An 18847-nucleotide genomic window follows, 5' to 3' on the forward strand; every position below is an offset into this window, starting at 1 on the left:
CGGAGGCGAAGAAGATGGCGAACGGGGCTCTCAGCGGTGCGGTGATCGCGGTCGCCGGGGCGGGCGGACCGGCCGGCCGGGCGGCGCTGCTGCGGCTCGCCGAGGCCGGTGCGACGGTCGTCGGCGCGGACAACGACCCGGAGCGACTGTCCGAGGCCGTGGACGCGGCCCGCTACGCCCAGGGCGGCGCGACCGTCACCGGCGAGACGGTCGACCTGCTGAACCTGGAGGCCACCCGGGACTGGGCCACGCGCACCGAGAAGGAGTTCGGGCGCGTCGACGGCGTGGTCCACCTGGTCGGCGGCTGGCGCGGCAGCGAGACCTTCATCAAGACCAGCCTGGACGACTGGGACTTCCTGGAGCTGCTGCTCATCCGTACGGTCCAGCACACCTCCCTCGCCTTCTCGGAGGCGCTGCAGCGCAGCGACCGTGGCCGGTACGTCCTGATCAGCGCCTCCGGCGCCACCAAGCCGACCGCGGGCAACGCCGCGTACGCCGCCGCGAAGGCAGCCTCCGAGGCGTGGACGCTGGCCATGGCGGACTACTTCCGCAAGGCCGGGATCGCCGAGGGCGCCGACGGGCCCACCTCGGCGGCTGTCATCCTGGTGGTGAAGGCGTTGGTGCACGACGCGATGCGCGCCGACCGCCCCAATGCGAAGTTCGCGGGCTTCACGGACGTCAAGGACCTCGCCGAGGCGATCGTGAGCGTCTGGGACAAGCCCGCCGCGGAAGTGAACGGAAACCGTCTGTGGCTGACCGAGAAGCCGTGAACCCACCCAAGACCGACGCGCGTCGCCATCACGACCCCGAGGTCCGCGGTTTCGCCAGTGACAACTACGCCGGCGCCCACCCCGAGGTGCTCGCCGCCCTGGCGCTGGCCAACGGCGGGCACCAGGTGGCCTACGGCGAGGACGACTACACGGAGAACCTCCAGCGGATCGTGCGCAGCCACTTCGGCGCCACGGCCGAGGCGTTCCCGGTGTTCAACGGCACCGGCGCCAACGTCGTGGCGCTCCAGGCGGTCACCGACCGCTGGGGCGCGGTGATCTGCGCCGACAGTGCGCACATCAACGTCGACGAGGGCGGCGCGCCGGAGCGGATGGGCGGCCTGAAGCTGCTCACCGTCCCCACCCCCGACGGCAAGCTCACTCCCGAGCTGATCGACCGGCAGGCGTGGGGCTTCGAGGACGAGCACCGCGCGATGCCGCAGGTCGTCTCGATCACCCAGTCCACCGAGCTGGGCACCCTCTACACGCCCGACGAGATCCGCGCGATCTGCGAGCACGCCCACGCCCACGGCATGCGGGTGCACCTGGACGGCTCCCGGATATCGAACGCGGCCGCGTCGCTGGACGTGCCCCTGCGCACCTTCACCAACGCGGTCGGCGTGGACATCCTCTCCCTGGGCGGGACGAAGAACGGCGCGCTGTTCGGCGAGGCGGTCGTCGTCCTCAACCAGGACGCGGTGCGGCAGATGAAGCACCTGCGGAAGATGTCGATGCAGCTGGCCTCCAAGATGCGCTTCGTCTCGGTGCAGCTGGAGGCGCTGTTCGCCAAGGACCTCTGGCTGCGCAACGCCCGGCACGCCAACGAGATGGCCCAGCGCCTGGCCGAGGGCGTGCGGTCCGTGCACGGCGTGGAGATCCTCTACCCCGTCCAGGCCAACGGCGTCTTCGCCCGGCTGCCGCACGACGTCAGCGAGCGGCTGCAGAAGCGCTTCCGCTTCTACTTCTGGGACGAGGCAGACGGCGTGGTGCGCTGGATGTGCTCCTTCGACACCACCGAGGACGACGTGGACGCGTTCCTGGCCGCCCTGAAGGAAGAGATGGCGCGGTAGCCCTTGCTGCTCCACGGATATGCGGCCACCCGAGGAGTCATTGACGCTCGGGTGGCCGCATTCCCATGTCCTGCGGCTGCGAAACCGGCGGTGACCCGCGCCAGACCTGGCGCGCTTTCCGAGGTGATCGAGCGGCGCACCGGCATGCTGCGCCAGGCCCCAGGCCCTCGTGCATGAGGGCCGGTGGGCGGGCGGTCAGTGCGCCTCGGCTGCCCGGACCTGCTCCGGCGTCGGCGCCGTACCGCCGAGGTGGGCCGGCATCCACCAGGTGTCGCTCGCGTCCTTCGGGCGGACCGGGTAGGCGCGCTGGGCGGCCTCCAGCAGCTCCTGGACGCGCTCGCGCAGGCGGCGGGTGATCGCGCCGGCGTACTGGTCGCGCGGCGCCTCGAGGGCCTCGCCCACCCGGATGGTGATGGGGGTGTGGCTGCGCTTGAAGTTGCGGGGGTGGCCCTTGGTCCACAGCCGCTGCGTCCCCCACACCGCCATCGGGATCAGCGGGACACCGGCCTCCTGGGCGAGGCGGGCGGCGCCCGACTTGAAGCTCTTCAGCGTGAACGACGGCGAGATGGTGGCCTCCGGGAACACCCCTATCACCTCGCCGGAGCGCAGGGCGTCCAGCGCGTGCGCGTAGGCGGCCTCGCCCTGCTTGCGGTCCACCGGAATGTGCTTCATCCCCCGCATCAGCGGCCCGGAGATGCGGTGCCGGAACACCGACTCCTTCGCCATGAAACGTACCAGCCGCTTCTGCGGGAGCGCCGCGAGACCGTTGAAGATGAAGTCGAGGTAGCTGATGTGGTTGCTCACCAGCACAGCGCCGCCCGTCCGCGGAATGTTCTCCGACCCCCGGCAGTCGATCTTGAGGTCCCATGCCTTGAACATGGTTTTGGCGAGACCGATGACGGGGCGGTAGACGAGTTCTGCCATGGGCGGGACGGACCCTTCCTTCTTCATCCGCTGTAGGGAATGCCAAGAAAGAAGGTTCCCGGCGGAAGTCAAGTTACGCAGCCGTAGGTTCACGGCTTGTCGCAGATCGTGCCCCAAACAACGGGCGGGGAGCCAGTCCTGGTGCCCGTCCGCCGCGAGATTCTCGTCACGTCCGCCCCATGATCGACCTGCGTCTTTATGCTTCCTTTACTCCGCGCGAACCGCCGTACGCCGCACCAGCAGGTACATCTCGCACCCCAGGCAGTACGCGAACGCCGCGTTCAGGAACGCGGCTGCCAGGGCCGCGGCCGTCGCCGCCATGCCCAGCCACTGCGGCCCCACCGTGTAGCCGACCAGGCCGAGACCGGCGAACACCAGCCCCACCGCCTGCGCGAACCGCGGCGGCTCGGGCGCCTCGAACGCCCTCGGCGGCCCGAGCCGCGGCCGCACCGCCGTCCGGAACGCCCAGCCGTACGGCGAACGCTGCACCCCGCCCACCGCGCCCACCGCGAACGCCAGCGTCTGCCAGGCCAGCAGCCAGGGGTTGCCGGTGATCAGCACGACGGCCAGCACAGCGGTCGTCACGGCCGCACCGAATCGCGGCCCCCTCACGTCGATGTCCATGGAGGCAAGCATTCCGCGGCGGATGGACTTCCGGGAGCGGGGAATCTTTGCAGTCTGATGAATGCTGGTGCAGATGATGACCGGACTGGTGGTGTGCGTGGTGGTGCTCGCGCTGGCGAGCGCCTACGGCGTGGTGCAGCGACGGCGGAGCGGGAGAGTGCGGGTGCGGGTGCGTGATCAGGACAAGCGGCTCACAGCGGCCGACCTCGGCGGCGAGCTGGGCGAGCGGGCCACCCTGGTGCAGTTCTCCAGCGCCTTCTGTGCCCCCTGCCGGGCCACCCGCAGGGTGCTGGGCGAGGTCGCCGGCCTGGTCCCGGGCGTCACGCACCTGGAGATCGACGCCGAGGCCCGCCTGGAACTGGTGCGCGCGCTCGACATCCTGAAGACCCCGACGGTGCTGGTCCTCGACGCAGACGGCCGTGTCGTGCGCCGGGCCACCGGTCAGCCCCGCAAGGCCGACGTCATCGCGGCCCTGGGCGAGGCGGTGTGACGCCTCCTTTCGTCACGGTGAGCTGTCTCCCACTCCACGGGACGTACTTGACTGCGCTCGCCACCTATCGTCAGCCTGACCTCATGCCTTCGGAACTCCTTCTCCATGGACGGGTGCACGTCGACCTCGTCCGCACCGCGAGCGCGCGCTGTCCGGGCCACTAGCAGCCCCGCGCCCCCTCGCCCCTCACTCCTGAAGGACAACGGCATGACGGCCTCGCCCGACCTGCGCATTCCCCAGCTCGCCTCGCCCGACCTCCTGCGCTCCGTCTTCCGGCGGCACGCGGCCGGGGTCGCCGTGATCACCGCACACGGCGCGTCGGGACCGGTCGGTTTCACCGCGACCTCCCTCACCTCCGTCTCCGCCGAGCCCCCGATGCTGTCCTTCGGGATCGGCACCGGCGCCTCCAGCTGGCCGGCGATAGCGGAGGCCGACCACGTCGGCGTGCACATCCTCGGTGAGCACCAGCAGGAGCTGGCCGCCACCTTCGCCCGCAGCGGCGCCGACCGCTTCGGCGCCCCCACCGCCTGGCGCGAGGGGCCGGAGGGCGTCCCGGTGCTGGACGACGTCCTGGCCTGGCTGGTGTGCCGGGTGGTCGCCCGGGTCCCGGCCGGTGACCACCGCATCGTCCTCGCCGAGGTCGTCGTCGGTGACCCCGCCGGGCCCGGCCGCCCGCTCCTTTATCACCAGGGCCGCTTCACTGCTCTGCGCGATTAGTCACGCTTCGGCTCCCCTGCGAAGCGGTCGAGTTCCGGTTACGCTGCGTTGCAAAGGTCACAGTTCAAAGCGCTTGCTTAGCGGGCAGGAACTGGGTGTACTGACGAGTAATATTTCGGTCGGAGCGGGGACCGCCCCGTACCGGAATCGGCCGCTTGGGGCGCCTATGCTGCCTCTCAAGTAGGCAGCCGAGAAATGACGAGGCAGTAGGAGAGCCGGCGTGAGCTTGAGGATCGTTGTCACTGTGAAGTACGTGCCCGACGCCACTGGCGACCGGCACTTCGCCGATGACCTGACCGTCGACCGGGACGACGTGGACGGTCTGCTCTCCGAGCTGGACGAGTACGCCGTCGAGCAGGCGCTGCAGATCGCCGAGAACTCCGACGACGACGTCGAGGTCACCGTCCTGACCATCGGCCCCGAGGACGCCAAGGACGCGCTGCGCAAGGCGCTGTCCATGGGCGCCGACAAGGCCGTCCACGTCGAGGACGACGACCTGCACGGCACCGACGCCATCGGCACCTCGCTGGTGCTGGCCAAGGCGATCGAGAAGGCCGGTTACGACCTGGTCATCTCCGGCATGGCTTCCACCGACGGCACCATGGGCGTCGTCCCGGCGCTGGTCGCCGAGCGCCTGGGTGTCCCGCAGGTCACGCTGCTGTCCGAGGTCTCGGTCGAGGACGGCACGGTCAAGGGCCGCCGCGACGGCGACGCCGCCTCGGAGACGCTCGAGGCCTCCCTGCCGGCCGTCGTGTCGGTCACCGACCAGTCCGGCGAGGCCCGTTACCCGTCCTTCAAGGGCATCATGGCGGCCAAGAAGAAGCCGGTGGAGTCCTGGGACCTGTCCGACCTCGACATCGAGGCCGAAGAGGTCGGCCTGGAGGGCGCGTTCACCAAGGTCGAGGCCGCGAACGAGCGCCCCGCGCGCACCGCGGGCCAGATCGTCAAGGACGAGGGCGAGGGCGGCAAGCAGCTCGCTGAGTACCTCGCGAGCCAGAAGTTCATCTAAGGGACCCGTTCGTCCCTGGAGCAGGGACCGCCTCCCTGACCGCCCCTCAGACTTCGCAATCCCCGCAGGAGATGCATTCCCATGGCTGAAGTTCTCGTCTACGTCGACCACGTGGACGGTGCCGTCCGCAAGCCCACTCTGGAGCTGCTGACGCTGGCCCGCCGCATCGGCGAGCCGGTCGCCGTCGCGCTGGGCAACGGCGCCGGTGACACCGCCGCCACGCTCGCCGAGCACGGCGCGGTGAAGGTCCTCACCCACGACGCCTCCGAGTACGCCGAGTACCTGGTCGTGCCGAAGGTGGACGCCCTGCAGGCCGCCGTCGAGGCCGTCTCCCCGGCCGCGGTCCTGGTGCCGTCCTCCGCCGAGGGCAAGGAGATCGCCGCGCGTCTGGCGCTGCGCATCGGCTCCGGCATCATCACCGACGCCGTCGACCTCGAGGCCGGCGACGAGGGACCCGTGGCCACCCAGTCGGTGTTCGCCGCGTCCTTCACCACCAAGTCCCGTGTCATCAAGGGCACCCCGGTCATCACGGTCAAGCCGAACTCGGCCGCCGTGGAGGCCGCCCCGGCCGCGGGTGCGGCCGAGGCGCTGAACGTGTCCTTCTCCGACAAGGCCACCGGCACGAAGATCACCGGCCGCACGCCGCGTGAGTCGACGGGCCGTCCGGAGCTGACCGAGGCCGCGATCGTGGTCTCCGGTGGCCGCGGTGTGAACGGCGCGGAGAACTTCTCGCTGATCGAGGGTCTCGCCGACCAGCTCGGTGCGGCCGTCGGCGCCTCGCGTGCCGCCGTGGACGCGGGCTGGTACCCGCACACCAACCAGGTCGGCCAGACCGGTAAGTCGGTCTCGCCGCAGCTGTACGTCGCCTGCGGCATCTCCGGTGCGATCCAGCACCGCGCCGGCATGCAGACCTCGAAGACCATCGTGGCCATCAACAAGGACCCCGAGGCCCCGATCTTCGAGCTCGTCGACTACGGCATCGTCGGCGACCTCTTCGACGTCGTCCCGCAGCTGACCGACGAGGTCAAGTCCCGCAAGGGCTGATCGCCGCCCGGCTCGTCGAGGCCCCCGTGACCTGCGCGGTCACGGGGGCCTCGCCGTGTCACGGCGACGGGTTCATGCTGTGGACAGGGTGTTGACCAGGAGGAAGATCCACGGATAACTTCACTCTACGGATTATTGATTCCATAGAGCGGAAAACAGGAGGGTGCGGGATGGGTCAGGGCCAGCAGGAGAAGGTGGCGACGAGCCTCGCGGGCGCCGTCAGCGAGGAGATCAGCGCCTCCCTCGCGCCGGTCGACGCCGAACTGGAGCGCCGCTACCCGGGCGACCCCGGCACCCGCCAGCCCGTGCACACCGTCTACGTCCCCGGTGACGTCTTCGCCGCCGACACCATCCGCTCCTGGGGCGACCAGGCCCTCGCCGCGCTCGACGAGCACGCCCCGGACGCCTCCTCCTTCGCCCGCGTCCTCGGCCTCGCCGACGACCTCGCCGAGCCCGTCTACACCCGCGTGCGCGCCAAGCTGGAGCGCGAACCCATCGAGGACCTGCGCGTCGACTTCGAGGACGGCTACCACGGCAAGGACGAGGACGAGGACGCCGCCCGCGCCGCCCGGCTCATCGCCGAGGCGTACGCCAAGGGCACGGCGGCGCCGTACATGGGCATCCGGATGAAGTGCATGGAGGCCGCCGTCCGCGACCGCGGCATCCGCACGCTGGACGTCTTCCTCACCGGCCTGCTGGAGAACGGCGGGCTGCCGGACGGCATGGTGCTCACCCTGCCCAAGGTGACCTACCCCGAGCAGGTCACCGCCATGGTCCGGCTCCTGGAGGCGTTCGAGAAGGCCCGCGGTCTTGAGCCCGGCCGTATCGGCTTCGAGATCCAGATCGAGACCAGCCAGTCCATCCTCGCCACCGACGGCACCGCCACCGTCGCCCGCATGATCCAGGCCGCCGAGGGCCGCGCCACCGGACTGCACTACGGCACCTTCGACTACAGCGCCTGCCTCGGCGTCTCCGCCGCCTACCAGGCCAGCGACCACCCAGCCGCCGACCACGCCAAGGCGATCATGCAGGTCGCGGCCGCCGGCACCGGCGTACGCGTCTCGGACGGCTCCACCAACGTCCTGCCGGTCGGTCCCACCGAGAAGGTTCACGACGCCTGGCGGCTGCACTACGGGCTGACCCGCCGTGCGCTCTCCCGCGCCTACTACCAGGGCTGGGACATGCACCCCGGGCACATCCCCACCCGCTACGCCGCGGTGTTCGCCTTCTATCGCGAGGGCTTCCAGCAGGCCGCCGCCCGCCTCGCCCGTTACGCCGGCCACGTCGACGGTGACGTCATGGACGAGCCGGCCACCGCGAAGGCGCTCAGCGGGTACCTGCTGCGGGGGCTGGACTGTGGTGCGCTCGACGTCGCGGAGGTGGCCGAGGCCACGGGGCTCACGCGGGGCGACCTGGAGGGGTTCGCGGCGCCGCGGCGGGGAGATCTGACGGCGTCGGCGCAGTAGCCTGCCGGCGGCTGGGCGGGGTCCTTGCGGCGCCGGGTCGCGTTTGGGCTGCGGGCCGGTGGGGGCTGGTCGCGCCGTTCCCCGCGCCCCTTGTGTGCCTGCGGCGGCCCGTTGCGGTCTCGTCGTGGCGTGCGTCGCGCCTACGGCCGGATTCTGAGTCGGGACCGGGGCGGGGGGTGTCCGTCCACGGTCCGGCCGCCCGCGTCCGACACGCTCGCTGTTGCCCGGTGCCGGACGCTGCGGGCGGACACCCCCTCCCCCGTCCCTTCCCGCCGGGGGCGGCCGGCCGTCGTGCACGCCTCAGCCCAGCGGCGGGAACAGCGAGGAAGCCGCGTCCGGATGCTGGTTCGCGTAGCGCTCCAGGCCGGACGTGGTGACGAGGCTCTCCTCGGCGAACAGGCGCGTGCCCCGGGCGCACAGCCGTGGGTCGGAGCGGGCCCGGGTGCAGAACTCCTCCGGGGTCGCTCCGAACAGTTCACGCAGGCGGGTCGAGGCACGTACGAGTTCGCCCAGTAGCGCACGCTGGCCGGGGTGGCGGCGCGGGGCTCGGTTGCCGCCGCGCAGGACGCCGTGCCGGTTGACGTAGGAGTACACGCCCGGCAGCAGACGGCCGTCCGTCAGCTCGACGCGTACGTCCGGCGCGGGCAGCCACATCCGCGCGAAGTTGCCGTGCGGCAGCGGCACGCCCTCGCTCGCGTCGATGACGGCGAGCTGCTCGGCGTCCAGCCAGATGACGAACAGGTCCCGGATACGGGCGGGGGAGCGGACGGGCGAGGCCGAGACATAGCCCATGCGGCTGACGTGCGCGGAGACCCCGACGTCCACACCGGTCACCCGGGCTCGCACCATCGGCACGGGTGAGGCGACAGAGAACTCGTCCAGCTTGTGCCGCAGCTGGCCGGGGCAGGCGTTGGAGCCGACCGTCAGCACGGGGGCGCGGTCGTCGTACATCAGACGGTCGAGCGGCAGCAGCCGGTCCCCGTCGAGCAGCCCCGAATCCCGCGGCCACGCGCCGGGATACAGCAGCGGGTTCTCCCGCGGCACCTGGGCCAGGCCGAGCGCTGCCAGGCTGAAGTACACCATCGGCACCCAGACTAGTCATCCGGCAACACCGACGCGGGGGTGCCTAGCCCGCCGGAGGCAGCTCGCCGGATCCGCGGGTGATCAGCCGGGTCGGCAGTTCGACGCGCTCGGGGGCGACGAGGTCGCCGTCCAGCTGGCGGAAGAGCCGCTCGGCGGCGGTGCGGCCGAGGGCCGCCGCGTCCTGGGCGACCACGGTGAGGCCCGGCCGGAGCAGGTCGGCGAGTTCGACGTCGTCGAAGCCGACGAGGGCGACCGGGCGGTCGTGGGCCGCGAGGACGCGGATCACGGTCACCGAGACCCGGTTGTTGCCGGTGAAGATCGCCGTGACCGGCTCCGGCCCGGACAGCATGTCCTCGGCGGCCCGGCGCACCCGCTCGGGGTCGGTGGCGCCCAGCGACATCCAGGAGTCCGCCACGGGTATGCCCGCGTCCTCCATCGCGGCCCGGTAGCCGCGCAACCGCTCGGCGGCCGTGTGGATACGGGGCATGTCGCCGATGAAACCGATCCGGCGGTGCCCGTGCGCGATCAGATGGGTCACGCCGTCGCGGGCGCCGCCGTAGTTGTCCGACACCACGCAGTCCGCGTCGATGCGGCCCGCCGGGCGGTCCACGAAGACGGTCGCCACCCCGGCCCGTATCTCCGGCTCCAGATAGCGGTGGTCGTCCCCGGCGGGGATCACCACCAGGCCGTCCACCCGCCGCGCGCACAGCGCGAGGGCCAGCTCCTGCTCGCGGTCCGGGTCCTCGGCGCTGGAGCCGTTGATCAGCAGCGCGCCGTGCGCCCGGGCCACCTCCTCCACCGCGCGGCTGAGCGGGCCGTAGAACGGGTCGGCGAGGTCCTCCAGGACCAGGCCGATGCTCGCGGTGCGGCCCTTGCGCAGCACCCGCGCGCTGTCGTTGCGGCGGAAGCCCAGCGCCTCGATGGCCTCCTGCACACGCCGCTCGGTGTCCGGGGTGACGCCGGGCTCGCCGTTGACCACCCGGGAGACGGTCTTCAGGCCGACTCCGGCGCGGGCCGCGACGTCCTTCATGGTGGGACGGTTGCCGTACCGGCTGCCGGGCAGGCGGTCGGTGAGGCGGGCGGTGCTGCGGGCGGTCTTGGGCACGGTGCGCTGTCCTGTCCTGTGGTCCACCGGGGGGTGACGGGTCCGTCGGCCCCATCCAACCGCCGGAAGGATGCGGCGGTCCATGGCTTGTATGAGGATGTGGCGTCGAGCATAGAGCCTGGACAACGTTGTCACGTGCGGGGGAGACTGGGCAGCGCACGCTCCGGCCCGCGCCCCCACCGCCGGCCGGGCTGCGGCTTACCGCAGCCTTTCAGGTTTCGCTTGGTTCCCACTGCCGAACGGGGAGATCCGACACTGATGACCACCGACCTCGTGGCCGCGCTCGACATAGGCGGCACCAAGATCGCCGGCGCGCTGGTCGACGACCGCGGCGCGATCCTGGTGCGGGCCCAGCGCCCGACGCCCGCCCGGGAGGACGGCGACACCGTGATGCGGGCCGTCGAGGAGGTGCTCGGCGAGCTGACGCTGTCGCCGCTGTGGGGGCGCGCGCGGGCGCTCGGCATCGGCAGCGCGGGCCCGGTGGACGCCTCCACGGGCACGGTGAGCCCGGTGAACATCCCCGGCTGGCGTGACTTCCCGTTGGTGGGGCGGGCCCGTGCGGTGACCGGCGGCCTGCCGGTGGAACTGATCGGTGACGGCGTGGCGATCACCGCCGCCGAGCACTGGCAGGGCGCGGCCCGAGGGCACTCCAACGCCCTGTGCATGGTGGTCTCCACAGGAGTCGGCGGCGGCCTGGTGCTGAACGGCCGGCTGCACCCCGGCCCCACCGGCAACGCCGGTCACATCGGACACATCAGCGTGGACCTCGACGGCGACCTGTGTCCGTGCGGTTCGCGCGGCTGTGTCGAGCGCATCGCCAGCGGTCCGAACATCGCCCGCCGCGCCCTGGACGACGGCTGGCGGCCCGGTCCCGACGGCGACACCTCCGCCGCCGCGGTGGCCGCCGCGGCGCGCGCCGGGGATCCGGTGGCCGTCGCCTCCTTCGAGCGGGCCGCCAAGGCGCTGGCCGCCGGCATCGCGGCCACGGCGACGCTGGTGGAGATCGACATCGCGGTGATCGGCGGGGGCGTCGGCAAGGCCGGCGAGGTCCTCCTCGCCCCGCTGCGCCGCTCCCTGGCCGACTACGCGACCCTGTCCTTCGTCCGCCGGCTGACGGTGGCCCCGGCCCAGATGGGCACGGACGCGGGCCTGGTGGGAGCGGCGGCGGCCGCGCTCACGGGAGTGGTGGGGGCTGCCGCGGCGGGGGTCTGAGCGAAGCCGCCGGCCGGGCCACGGGCGCTGCGCGGGCCGGGACCCGGGCGTTGCGCCGGCCGGACGCCCACCCTCGCCGGCTCGGGGTGGGCGCCGCCAATGTGCGGTCAGCAGGTCAGCAGGTCAGCAGGTCAGCAGGTCAGCAGGTCAGCCGGGCGTCCGCCCAGTCGGCGTGGTCGGAGTCGACTCCGTCGCCGCCGTCGGTGACCACCAGCTCCACCACCTGAGCGCCGGAGACGTCCGCGGTGAGGGACTGGGCGGGCATGGCGTTGGTCAGCACCCCGGTCGAGGCGACCGTCCTGCCGTCCGCCCGCACCTCGAAGGCGACCGTGCCCTTCGTGCCCTTCTCGTCGTCGACGCCGACGGACGCGCTGACCGTCTCGCAGGAGCGGCCGGTGTAGTAGGCGACGGTGCTGGGCGCGTGCACGCCGAGCCCCTTGCCGTACACCACGCCGCCGATGGTGATCGGATGACCGTCACCGGCCGCGCTCTCGCCGTTGCTGGTGTTGCGTTCCACCGGCCCCCAGCCGCTGTCGGCCGACAGCCACGGCAGATCGCCGAGGTAGGAGGATCCGGCGGGCGGCGGCACGACCACGGACGCCGTCACGGTCAGGGTGTTCACGGCCCGTGCACCGGTCGGCGAGCGGTAACTCGTCGTCAGCGTCAGTCCGTACGACCCGGTCGGCGTCCCCGCAGGCGCGGTGACCGTCCAGGCGGTGCTCAGAGAGCGGCCGGTGGGCAGGGACGCCGTCGTGGCGGGCGAGGTGGCCTTCACCGTCCAGCCGGCGGGGCCCGTCAGGGCGACGGAGACGGCACGGGCCGGGGTGCGGCCGAGGTCGGTGGCCGTGGACGTCACCGTGACCGGCTTGCCCGCCTCCACGTACGCGCCGCCGTCCAGGCCGGTCTCGACGGCCGGGGGCTGCGCGGCCCAGCCGCCGTCGGCGGCCACGCGGACCAGCACCGTGCCGTGCGCGGGGACCGTGGCCGCGAGGGTTCCGGCGGTGTTGTACGACGTGTGCCGCCACAGGTCGCGCAGGGTGTAGCCGTCGGCGGCGGGCAGCCCGACGGCCTGTGCAGTGGTGGCGATGCGCTGCGCTGTGGACGACTCGTTGAACAGGGCGACCGCGCGGCTGCCGTCGCTCATCTGCTTGGCGATCACCCAGCGCCCGCCGGCCGAGGAGACAACGGTGCCCTGCTTGCCGAGCGGGTCCTGGTCGACGGCGATGACCTCCTTGTTGCCGAGGATCTCGTACGTCGCGTCCGAGGCCTTGCGCAGGTCGGTGCCGATGAGCAGGGGCGCGGCCATGACCGACCACAGGGAGAAGTGCGAGCGGTACTCGGTGTCCGTCATGCCGCCGTTGCCGACCTCCAGCATGTCGGGGTCGTTCCAGTGGCCAGGACCGGCGTACGGGGCGAGCGGCAGGTTCTGCTTGGCGATGGCCAGCATCGAGCCCCAGCTGTCGGAGATGTCGCCCGTGGTGCGCCACAGGTGCCCGACGTCGGCGGCCCACTCCCATGGCTTGTTCTGGCCCCATTCGCAGATGCTGAAGACGATGGGCCGCCCGGTCGCCTTGAGTGCGTCGCGCATGGTGGTGTAGCGCTGCTTGGCGTCGACGCCCTGGTTGTTGCAGTTGTCGTACTTGAGGTAGTCGACGCCCCAGTCGGCGAACTGCCGGGCGTCGCTGTACTCGTGGCCCAGGCCGCCGGGGAAGCCGATGTCGCTGCAGGTCTTGGTTCCGGCGCTGGTGTAGATGCCGAGTTTGAGGCCCTTGGCGTGGACGTAGTCGGCGACCGCCTTGATGCCGCCGGGGAAGCGGGCCGGGTCGGGCACCAGTTTGCCCTCGGCGTCGCGCTGCGGGAGGGCCCAGCAGTCGTCGAGATTGACGTACTGGTACCCGGCGGCCTTGAGGCCCTTGGCGACGAAGAGGTCGGCGATGCCCTTGACCATCGCCTCGTTGAACTCGGCCCGGCAGTGGGTGGAGTTCCAGTTGTTGAAGCCCATCGGCGGGGTGAGCGCGAGCCCGTCGGCCAGGGTGGGTGTGTCCGGCGCGGCGGGGGCGCCGGACGCGGCGACGGCCGGGGCGGTGAGCCCGGCCGTACACAGGAGTCCCGCGGTGAGCGCTCCGACGATTCTGTGACGTGATGTGCCGGTGTGACGCATGGTGACATGCCTCCGACCAACGAGAAAGGGGAGATGACGTCATGCACTCGTCATCGATGCGCGTTCACGGTAGAACGTGTCGGACTCTGTTGGAAGATGGCGGGTCGTGGGAGATTTGCGGCACGGGGTGACCGATGGCCAGAGGTACGGGCGAAGGTGACGGGACATCAGTAGGGGCGTGACCTCCGTCCCCTCGCGCAGTTGAGCCGGGCATGAAGAAGCGCAGCATGCTCGCCATCGCCTCCCTCGCCACCGGGTTCGTCGTCGCGGCGATCACGCCCTCGCACGGTCTGGACGCCGACGACCTGACGAACCTGAACGTGGGCGACACCCTCAGCACCCTGGACCACACGGTCGCCCAGGACAGTTTCCAGATCGACGAGGGCGCGCCCGGACTCGACTGACGAGGAACGGGCCGGCCCACTGCGGTGCCGCCTTCCCGCGCGTGGATGCGCGAGGGGGTGGCGCCGCCGTGTCGTGCGCCCTCAACTGGCGCTGGTTTCCGTGGCAGGGTGGAGCGGGCAAGCCACAGGGGGCCAACAGAAGAGGGGGAACCGTGACCGTCGTCTGGATCAACGGTGCGTTCGGAGCGGGGAAGTCCACGACCGCGCGCGAACTGATCGACGTGATCCCGAACAGCACGCTCTTCGACCCCGAGCTCATCGGCGCAGCACTCCAGCACCTGCTGCCGCCCAAACGCCTCGCCGAGGTCGGCGACTTCCAGGACCTGCCGATCTGGCGCCGCCTCGTCATCGACACCGCCGCCGCGCTGCTCGCCGAGCTGGGCGGCACCCTCGTGGTCCCCATGACCCTGCTGCGCCAGGAGTACCGGGACGAGATCTTCGGCGGCCTCGCCGCCCGCCGGATCGAGGTCCGGCACATTCTCCTCGCCCCGGCTGAAACGATCCTGCGTGAGCGGATAGCCGGGCGCCCGGTCCCGCCGGACCTCCCGGACGGCGAGATACGCGTCCGGCAGTGGGCCTACGACCACATCGAGCCCTACCGCGCGGCCCTCGGCTCCTGGCTCACCGCCGACGCACACCTCGTCGACACCGGCGCCCTCACGCCGTACGAGAGCGCCGTGCGGATCGCGGAGGCGGTCGGCAGCGGCGCCGCGTCCGTCTGCGACATCGTGCAGACACCCGAACCCACCGGCGAGACCCTGGCCGCCGGCGTGCTCCTCTTCGACGAACAGGACCGGGTGCTGCTCGTCGATCCCACCTACAAGGCCGGCTGGGAGTTCCCCGGCGGCGTCGTCGAGCCCGGCGAGGCACCGGCCCGCGCGGGCATGCGCGAGGTCGCGGAGGAGACCGGGATACGGCTGGACGAGGTGCCCCGGCTCCTCGTCGTGGACTGGGAACGGCCCGCGCCCCCCGGCTACGGCGGTCTGCGCCTGCTCTTCGACGGCGGCCGCCTCGACTCCGCCGCGGCCCGCCAGGTGCTGCTGCCCGGGCCCGAACTGCGCGGCTGGCGCTTCGTCACCGAACACGAGGCGGCCGGGCTGCTCCCGCCGGTGCGCTACGAGCGACTGCGCTGGGCACTGCGCGCCCGCGAACGCGGCGCCGCGCTGTATCTGGAAGCGGGCCACCCCGTGGGATGAGCCGGCCGAGGTCAGGCGTGTCGGTCCGCCACTTCCCGCAGCACCTCGCCCGCCCCCGCCGTCACCGCGTCCCCGTGGCCGAAGCAGGCCACCTCCGTCTCCAGGCCGGCCAGCTGCCGCAGGGACGCCAGGGTCCGTTCCCGGTCGAGGTTGAACACCCCGGGCATCACCGTGCCGTCCACCGGGGACGCGGCGATCGTGTCCCCGGTGAACAGCACTCCGTGCGCGGGCAGATGCAGCGCGATGCTGCCGTCCGTGTGCCCGGGGACGTGCACCACGCGGGCACCCGCACCGAAGTCGAGGACGTCGCCGCCGGACACCGCGTGGACCACCGGCGGCGGCGTCGCCTCGCTCAGCGCCGGCAGACCCCGCGTGACCTCGGCGTGCAGCGGCCGCTCCCAGTCCTGGAGCACCGGCGGCGGTCCCGGCCGCTCCTGGCGGATGTACGGCGCGTCCAGCCGGTGCGCCAGCACCGGCACGTCACCCCACTCGCCCGCCCCGCCCGCGTGATCCTCGTGGAAATGCGTCAGCACGATCCGTCGTACGGCGCCGGGGGCCAGCCCCAGCGACGTGATCGCCTCCACAACGGCGCCGCCGGAACCCACCGGACCGGCGTCGATCAGCGTCAAGTCGTCGTCGCTGTCCCGCCAGAGGTAGGCCTGGCCGACGGGGAAGCGCAGCAGATGGAGGCGGGGGAGCAGTTCGATGACGTCCATGGGGCGAACGTAAAGGGCCCCGGGCGGCTCGCGCGGGGCCCTTTGCTGTGAGCAGAGCCGGTCAGCCGGCCGCGTAGTTGCGCAGGAACAGCGCTTCGGCGACGGACAGCCGCTCCAGCTCCTGCGGCGACACGCTCTCGTTCACGGCGTGGATCTGCGCCTCGGGCTCGCTCAGCCCGATCAGCAGGATCTCCGCCTGCGGGTAGAGCGCGGCGAGGGTGTTGCACAGCGGGATGGAGCCGCCCTGCCCGGCGTACTGCATCTCCTGGCCGGGGTAGGCGACGGCCATCGCGTCGGCCATCGCCTGGTAGGCGGGGCTGGCGGCGTCGGCCCGGAAGGCCTGGCCCTGGCCGACCTGCTCGACGGCGACCCGGGCGCCCCACGGGGTGTGCGCCTCGACGTGGGCCTGGAGCAGCTTGGTGGCCTCCGTGACGTCCACGCCCGGCGGCACCCGCAGGTTGATCAGGGCGCGTGCGCTCGCCTGCACGGACGGCGTGGCGCCGACCACCGGCGGGCAGTCGATGCCGAGCACGGTGACGGCGGGGCGGGCCCAGATGCGGTCGGCGACCGCGCCGGAGCCGATCAGCTCGACCCCGTCGAGCACCCTGGCGTCCTTGCGGAACTGCTCCTCGTCGTACGTCAAGCCATCCCACACGGCGTCGCCGGTCAGCCCGTCGACCGTGGTGGAGCCGTCCTCGGCGCGCAGCGAGTCCAGCACCCGGATCAGCGCGGCCAGCGCGTCCGGGGCGGCGCCGCCGAACTGGCCGGAGTGCAGATTGCCCGCCAGGGTGTCGACCTGGACGCGGAGCAGAATCATGCCGCGCAGGGAGGTGGTGACCGTCGGCAGACCGACCCGGAAGTTGCCGGCGTCGCCGATGACGATGGTGTCCGCCTGCAGCAGCTCCGGGTGCTGTTCGGCGTAGCGTTCCAGGCCGCCCGTGCCCTGCTCCTCCGAGCCCTCGGCGATGACCTTGACGTGGACGGGTATGCCGCCGTTCGCCTTCAGCGCGCGCAGCGCCAGCAGGTGCATGATGACGCCGCCCTTGCAGTCGGCGGTGCCGCGGCCGTACCAGCGGCCGTCGCGCTCGGTCAGCTCGAAGGGCGGGGTCACCCAGCGGGACTCGTCCAGCGGGGGCTGCACGTCGTAGTGCGCGTACAGCAGCACGGTCTTCGCGCCCTCGGGGCCGGGCAGGTAGCCGTACACCGACTGCGTGCCGTCCGGGGTGTCCAGCAGCGCCACGTCCGTGAAGCCCTCGGAGGTGAGCGCGTCGGCGACCCAGCGGGCGGCCTGCTCGCTCTCGCTCTTCGGGAACTGCGCGAAGTCCGCCACCGACTTGAAGGCCACCAGCTCGGCGAGTTCCGCCTTGGCCCGGGGCATCAGCGCGGCGACGGTCTCGGCGACCGGATGCGACGACATGGGCACGCTCCTCGTGGGTGCGACGTTGTACAGGTGAGTGCTGCCGATCCTCCCACAGCGGGCCGTGACGATCTCCGCCGTAGGATGCCTGTGGCAGCAGCGGCAGCGGCGTGATCGGGAGCGGTAGACCATCGTGAGCAGCGAGAACTCTTCGGCGGACGATGAGCGGCAGGTGTGGGACGTCGTCGTGGTGGGCGCGGGACCCGCGGGGGCCTCGGCCGCCTACGCGGCCGCGGTCGCGGGGCGGCGCGTGCTCCTGCTGGAGAAGGCGGAGCTGCCGCGGTACAAGACGTGCGGGGGCGGCATCATCGGTCCCTCGCGTGACGCGCTGCCGCCCGGTTTCGAGCTGCCGCTGAAGGACCGCGTGCACGCGGTGATGTTTTCCCTGGACGGTCGCTTCACCCGTACCCGGCGCTCGCGGCAGATGCTGTTCGGGCTGATCAACCGGCCCGAGTTCGACCAGCAGCTCGTCGAGCACGCGCAGAAGGCGGGCGCCGAGCTGCGCACCGGCGCCACGGTGCAGCGGGTCGAGCAGCACGGCGCGGCCGTCCCGGACCGGCGCACGGTCGCCGTCGTCCTCCAGGGCGGCGAGACGCTGCTGGCCCGCGCGGTGGTCGGCGCCGACGGCAGCGCCAGCCGGATAGGGGCGCACGTGGGCGTCAAGGTCGACCAGGTCGACCTCGGTCTGGAGGCGGAGATCCCGGTACCGGACACCGTCGCCGAGGACTGGAAGGGGCGGGTGCTGATCGACTGGGGTCCGCTGCCCGGCAGTTACGGCTGGGTGTTCCCGAAGGGGGACACGCTGACGGTCGGGGTGATCTCGGCGCGCGGCGAGGGCGCCGCGACCAAGCGCTACCTCGAGGACTTCATCGGCCGGCTCGGCCTCGCCGGTTTTGAACCGACTGTCTCGTCCGGCCATCTGACCCGGTGCCGCGCCGACGACTCGCCGCTCTCGCGCGGGCGGGTGCTGGTGTGCGGGGACGCCGCCGGACTGCTGGAGCCGTGGACCCGTGAGGGCATCTCCTTCGCCCTGCGCTCGGGCCGGCTCGCGGGGGAGTGGGCGGTACGGATCGCCGAGGCGAACGACGCCGTGGACACCCGGCGCCAGGCCCTGAACTACGCGTTCGCCGTCAAGGCAGGGCTCGGCGTCGAAATGGCCGTGGGCAAGCGGCTGCTGTCCGCCTTCGAGCGGCGCCCCGGCCTCTTCCACGCCGCCCTGACCGGTCTGCGCCCGGCCTGGCGGGCGTTCACGGACATCACCCGCGGCTCCACCTCTTTGGGCGAGATGGTCCGCACCCGCCCGATCGCCCAGCGCACCCTGAGCGCCCTGGACCGCCGCCGGGCGGCCGCGGACGAGGCCGGCTCCTGACGGTACGCCGGGCGGCGGCCCCCGATGTGACGCGAGGGACGGCGGGGCACCGCGGTGTCGACTCCGGCGGTGC

The 18847-nt window shown here is 72.2% G+C and carries 18 protein-coding genes; 11 read left to right on the forward strand and 7 right to left on the reverse strand.

Features of this window, described 5'->3' with window-relative positions:
- The first annotated feature begins 14 nt into the window (after window positions 1-14).
- Both ACZ67Q_RS31250 and ACZ67Q_RS31255 read left to right on the forward strand, forming a co-directional pair.
- Window positions 15-770 carry an SDR family NAD(P)-dependent oxidoreductase gene (locus ACZ67Q_RS31250; protein WP_471189115.1) on the forward strand — a complete coding sequence of 252 codons (756 nt, stop codon included), beginning with the start codon at window positions 15-17 and terminating at the stop codon, window positions 768-770.
- Window positions 767-1837, forward strand: coding sequence for a threonine aldolase family protein (locus ACZ67Q_RS31255; RefSeq protein WP_471189020.1), 1071 nt, complete (start codon window positions 767-769; stop codon window positions 1835-1837). Before ACZ67Q_RS31250 ends, ACZ67Q_RS31255 begins: the two co-directional genes overlap by 4 nt.
- A gap of 195 nt (window positions 1838-2032) precedes the next feature.
- On the opposite strand, the gene ACZ67Q_RS31260 is transcribed toward ACZ67Q_RS31255, so the two are convergent.
- On the reverse strand, window positions 2033-2761 hold the full coding sequence (locus tag ACZ67Q_RS31260; protein ID WP_471189117.1) for a lysophospholipid acyltransferase family protein: 729 nt from the start codon (window positions 2759-2761) through the stop codon (window positions 2033-2035).
- A gap of 207 nt (window positions 2762-2968) precedes the next feature.
- Window positions 2969-3385 (reverse strand): DUF4395 domain-containing protein, encoded by a 417-nt coding sequence (locus tag ACZ67Q_RS31265; protein WP_471189022.1) that lies wholly within the window; start codon window positions 3383-3385, stop codon window positions 2969-2971.
- 76 nt (window positions 3386-3461) lie between these two features.
- Between ACZ67Q_RS31265 and ACZ67Q_RS31270 the strand changes: the two genes are divergently transcribed.
- The 5 genes from ACZ67Q_RS31270 to ACZ67Q_RS31290 all read left to right on the forward strand — a co-directional run bounded on the left by ACZ67Q_RS31270 (window position 3462) and on the right by ACZ67Q_RS31290 (window position 8111).
- Window positions 3462-3875 carry a TlpA family protein disulfide reductase gene (locus ACZ67Q_RS31270; protein WP_471189120.1) on the forward strand — a complete coding sequence of 138 codons (414 nt, stop codon included), beginning with the start codon at window positions 3462-3464 and terminating at the stop codon, window positions 3873-3875.
- A 207-nt stretch (window positions 3876-4082) separates the two neighbouring features.
- Window positions 4083-4592 (forward strand): flavin reductase family protein, encoded by a 510-nt coding sequence (locus ACZ67Q_RS31275; RefSeq protein ID WP_471189025.1) that lies wholly within the window; start codon window positions 4083-4085, stop codon window positions 4590-4592.
- A gap of 220 nt (window positions 4593-4812) precedes the next feature.
- Complete coding sequence (locus ACZ67Q_RS31280; protein ID WP_361625980.1) at window positions 4813-5601, forward strand: electron transfer flavoprotein subunit beta/FixA family protein; 789 nt, start codon at window positions 4813-4815, stop codon at window positions 5599-5601.
- Between the two features lie 81 nt (window positions 5602-5682).
- Complete coding sequence (locus ACZ67Q_RS31285; RefSeq protein ID WP_471189028.1) at window positions 5683-6645, forward strand: electron transfer flavoprotein subunit alpha/FixB family protein; 963 nt, start codon at window positions 5683-5685, stop codon at window positions 6643-6645.
- Window positions 6646-6815: 170 nt separating this feature from the next.
- Window positions 6816-8111, forward strand: a complete 1296-nt coding sequence (locus ACZ67Q_RS31290; RefSeq protein ID WP_471189030.1) for a DUF6986 family protein — start codon at window positions 6816-6818, stop codon at window positions 8109-8111.
- Between the two features lie 300 nt (window positions 8112-8411).
- On the opposite strand, the gene ACZ67Q_RS31295 is transcribed toward ACZ67Q_RS31290, so the two are convergent.
- On the reverse strand, window positions 8412-9194 hold the full coding sequence (locus ACZ67Q_RS31295; RefSeq protein ID WP_471189032.1) for a hypothetical protein: 783 nt from the start codon (window positions 9192-9194) through the stop codon (window positions 8412-8414).
- A 43-nt stretch (window positions 9195-9237) separates the two neighbouring features.
- On the reverse strand, window positions 9238-10326 hold the full coding sequence (locus tag ACZ67Q_RS31300; RefSeq protein ID WP_471189035.1) for a LacI family DNA-binding transcriptional regulator: 1089 nt from the start codon (window positions 10324-10326) through the stop codon (window positions 9238-9240).
- A gap of 231 nt (window positions 10327-10557) precedes the next feature.
- On the opposite strand from ACZ67Q_RS31300, the gene ACZ67Q_RS31305 reads away from it, so the two are divergent.
- A complete protein-coding gene (locus ACZ67Q_RS31305; protein ID WP_471189038.1) occupies window positions 10558-11511 on the forward strand; it encodes an ROK family protein in 954 nt (317 codons plus the stop codon).
- Between the two features lie 139 nt (window positions 11512-11650).
- Here ACZ67Q_RS31305 and ACZ67Q_RS31310 read toward each other — a convergent pair whose 3' ends face one another.
- Complete coding sequence (locus ACZ67Q_RS31310; RefSeq protein WP_471189040.1) at window positions 11651-13672, reverse strand: NPCBM/NEW2 domain-containing protein; 2022 nt, start codon at window positions 13670-13672, stop codon at window positions 11651-11653.
- 212 nt (window positions 13673-13884) lie between these two features.
- On the opposite strand from ACZ67Q_RS31310, the gene ACZ67Q_RS31315 reads away from it, so the two are divergent.
- Together ACZ67Q_RS31315 and ACZ67Q_RS31320 are read left to right on the forward strand one after the other, a co-directional pair.
- Window positions 13885-14076 (forward strand): hypothetical protein, encoded by a 192-nt coding sequence (locus tag ACZ67Q_RS31315; protein WP_471189043.1) that lies wholly within the window; start codon window positions 13885-13887, stop codon window positions 14074-14076.
- A 152-nt stretch (window positions 14077-14228) separates the two neighbouring features.
- Window positions 14229-15272, forward strand: a complete 1044-nt coding sequence (locus ACZ67Q_RS31320; protein WP_471189045.1) for an NUDIX hydrolase — start codon at window positions 14229-14231, stop codon at window positions 15270-15272.
- 11 nt (window positions 15273-15283) lie between these two features.
- Here ACZ67Q_RS31320 and ACZ67Q_RS31325 read toward each other — a convergent pair whose 3' ends face one another.
- Entirely contained in the window at window positions 15284-15988 is a 705-nt protein-coding gene (locus ACZ67Q_RS31325; protein ID WP_471189048.1) for an MBL fold metallo-hydrolase, read from the reverse strand.
- Window positions 15989-16049: 61 nt separating this feature from the next.
- Window positions 16050-17405, reverse strand: coding sequence for a M20/M25/M40 family metallo-hydrolase (locus ACZ67Q_RS31330; protein WP_471189050.1), 1356 nt, complete (start codon window positions 17403-17405; stop codon window positions 16050-16052).
- A gap of 133 nt (window positions 17406-17538) precedes the next feature.
- Here ACZ67Q_RS31330 and ACZ67Q_RS31335 point away from each other — a divergent pair, with 133 nt between their 5' ends.
- Window positions 17539-18774 (forward strand): geranylgeranyl reductase family protein, encoded by a 1236-nt coding sequence (locus ACZ67Q_RS31335; protein ID WP_471189053.1) that lies wholly within the window; start codon window positions 17539-17541, stop codon window positions 18772-18774.
- The last annotated feature ends 73 nt before the right edge of the window (window positions 18775-18847 follow it).

The organism is Streptomyces sp. NPDC036813 (assembly GCF_055609245.1).

What these genes read in the sequence shown, in the direction of transcription:
- ACZ67Q_RS31270 (WP_471189120.1), top strand. Translation starts at nt 3,462, where the DNA reads ATGACCGGACTGGTGGTGTGCGTGGTGGTGCTCGCGCTGGCGAGCGCC.
- ACZ67Q_RS31330 (WP_471189050.1), bottom strand. Translation starts at nt 17,405, where the DNA reads ATGTCGTCGCATCCGGTCGCCGAGACCGTCGCCGCGCTGATGCCCCGG.
- ACZ67Q_RS31250 (WP_471189115.1), top strand. Translation starts at nt 15, where the DNA reads ATGGCGAACGGGGCTCTCAGCGGTGCGGTGATCGCGGTCGCCGGGGCG.
- ACZ67Q_RS31265 (WP_471189022.1), bottom strand. Translation starts at nt 3,385, where the DNA reads ATGGACATCGACGTGAGGGGGCCGCGATTCGGTGCGGCCGTGACGACC.
- ACZ67Q_RS31290 (WP_471189030.1), top strand. Translation starts at nt 6,816, where the DNA reads ATGGGTCAGGGCCAGCAGGAGAAGGTGGCGACGAGCCTCGCGGGCGCC.
- ACZ67Q_RS31305 (WP_471189038.1), top strand. Translation starts at nt 10,558, where the DNA reads ATGACCACCGACCTCGTGGCCGCGCTCGACATAGGCGGCACCAAGATC.
- ACZ67Q_RS31285 (WP_471189028.1), top strand. Translation starts at nt 5,683, where the DNA reads ATGGCTGAAGTTCTCGTCTACGTCGACCACGTGGACGGTGCCGTCCGC.
- ACZ67Q_RS31315 (WP_471189043.1), top strand. Translation starts at nt 13,885, where the DNA reads ATGAAGAAGCGCAGCATGCTCGCCATCGCCTCCCTCGCCACCGGGTTC.
- ACZ67Q_RS31295 (WP_471189032.1), bottom strand. Translation starts at nt 9,194, where the DNA reads ATGGTGTACTTCAGCCTGGCAGCGCTCGGCCTGGCCCAGGTGCCGCGG.
- ACZ67Q_RS31310 (WP_471189040.1), bottom strand. Translation starts at nt 13,672, where the DNA reads ATGCGTCACACCGGCACATCACGTCACAGAATCGTCGGAGCGCTCACC.
- ACZ67Q_RS31325 (WP_471189048.1), bottom strand. Translation starts at nt 15,988, where the DNA reads ATGGACGTCATCGAACTGCTCCCCCGCCTCCATCTGCTGCGCTTCCCC.
- ACZ67Q_RS31260 (WP_471189117.1), bottom strand. Translation starts at nt 2,761, where the DNA reads ATGGCAGAACTCGTCTACCGCCCCGTCATCGGTCTCGCCAAAACCATG.
- ACZ67Q_RS31275 (WP_471189025.1), top strand. Translation starts at nt 4,083, where the DNA reads ATGACGGCCTCGCCCGACCTGCGCATTCCCCAGCTCGCCTCGCCCGAC.